The sequence below is a fragment of the Pseudoroseomonas cervicalis ATCC 49957 genome (assembly GCF_000164635.1).
Taxonomy (GTDB): domain Bacteria; phylum Pseudomonadota; class Alphaproteobacteria; order Acetobacterales; family Acetobacteraceae; genus Pseudoroseomonas; species Pseudoroseomonas cervicalis.
Genome location: NZ_GG770919.1, coordinates 1 through 1,362 on the forward strand (window position 1 = coordinate 1; position 1,362 = coordinate 1,362).

Sequence of the window (1,362 nt, forward strand, 5' to 3'; positions counted from 1 at the left end):
CGCCGCCCGGCGTCACGCGGCGCGGCGGCGGCGGCGCCTGGGTGGGGACGGGCGGGCGGCGGAACAGGATGGCGTGGTGCGCCAGCGGCATCTCGTCGAGGCCGGGGGCGGCGCTGTCGGCGGCGGCGGCGCTCAATAGACCATCTCCTCGGCCTTGCCGCCCTCGGCGAGCTGGATCTCGCCCTGGCTGGCCAGCTCCTTGGCCAGCGCCACCATGGCCATCTGCGCCTCCTCGACATCGCGCAGCCGGGTCGGGCCGAGCGAGGCGATGTCGTCGCGCAGCATGCGTCCGGCGCGCTCGGACATGCTCTTGTAGAACTGGTCGCGCAGCGTGTCGGAGGCGCCCTTCAGCGCGATGGCCAGCCGGTCCTTCTCGACCGCGCGCAGCAGCACCTGCATGCCCTGCGGGTCGAGCCGGCGCAGATCCTCGAAGGTGAACATCAGCGAGCGGATGCGCGCGGCCGATTCCGCCGCCTGCTCCTCCAGCGCGCCCATGATGCGCGCCTCGGCGCCGCGGTCGAGATTGTTCATGATCTCGGCCATGACCTCATGCGTGTCGCGGCGGGCGGAGCGCGCCAGGTTCGACATGAACTCGGCCTTCAGCGTGCGCTCGACGCCTTCCAGCGCCTCGGATTGCGGGCTTTCCATGCGCAGCATGCGCATCACCACCTCCATGGCGAAGCTGTCCGGCAGCAGCGCCAGGACGCGCGCCGCATGGTCGGGCTTCACCTTGGTCAGCACCACGGCGACGGTCTGCGGGTACTCGTTCTTCAGGTAGTTGGCGAGCACCGCCTCGTTCACATTGCCCAGCTTCTCCCACATGGTGCGCCCGGCCGGGCCGCGCAGCTCCTCCATGATCTGGGTGACGCGCTCGCGCGGCAGGGTGCGCAGCAGCAGCCGCTCGGTGGTCTCCCAGCTGCCGATCAGCGCGCCGGCCTGGCCGATCTCCTCGGCGAACTCCCGGCACAGCGCCTCGACCGCCTCGGCCGGGACCGAGCCGAGCTGCGCCATGGCGGCGGAGACGTCGCGCACCTCGTCATCATGCATGCGGCCGAGGATCTTGCCGGCGCGCTCCTCGCCCAGCGCCAGCATCAGCGTCGCCGCCTTCTGCGGGCCGGAGAGGCCGCTCGCCGCGCGGCGCCCGCGCAGGGTGGTCATGCTCATGACTTGGCGGCCTCTTCAGGCGAGAGCCAGCGGCGCACCACCGCCAGCGTCTCCTCGGGGTATTTCTCGACCAGGTCGGTCAGCGAGTTCAGGCTGGAGACGCTGATCTGGCCGCTGACCATGGCGAGGTCGATCATCGCCTGGTCGACCGGCGCACCGGCCTCGCCCGCCTCGCCGGCCAGCGCCGCGCCGCCGGCG

The 1,362-nt window shown here is 72.1% G+C and carries 1 protein-coding gene and 1 pseudogene; both read right to left on the reverse strand.

From position 1 onward, the window contains the following. Positions 1–132: 132 nt before the first annotated feature. Positions 133–1,164: a flagellar motor switch protein FliG gene (gene fliG / locus HMPREF0731_RS20345; RefSeq protein WP_007006108.1), complete on the reverse strand. Its 1,032-nt coding sequence runs from the start codon at positions 1,162–1,164 to the stop codon at positions 133–135. Then, positions 1,161–1,362, reverse strand: a pseudogene (locus HMPREF0731_RS20350) (hypothetical protein); the annotation flags it as partial. The gene fliG and the pseudogene HMPREF0731_RS20350, both read right to left, overlap by 4 nt.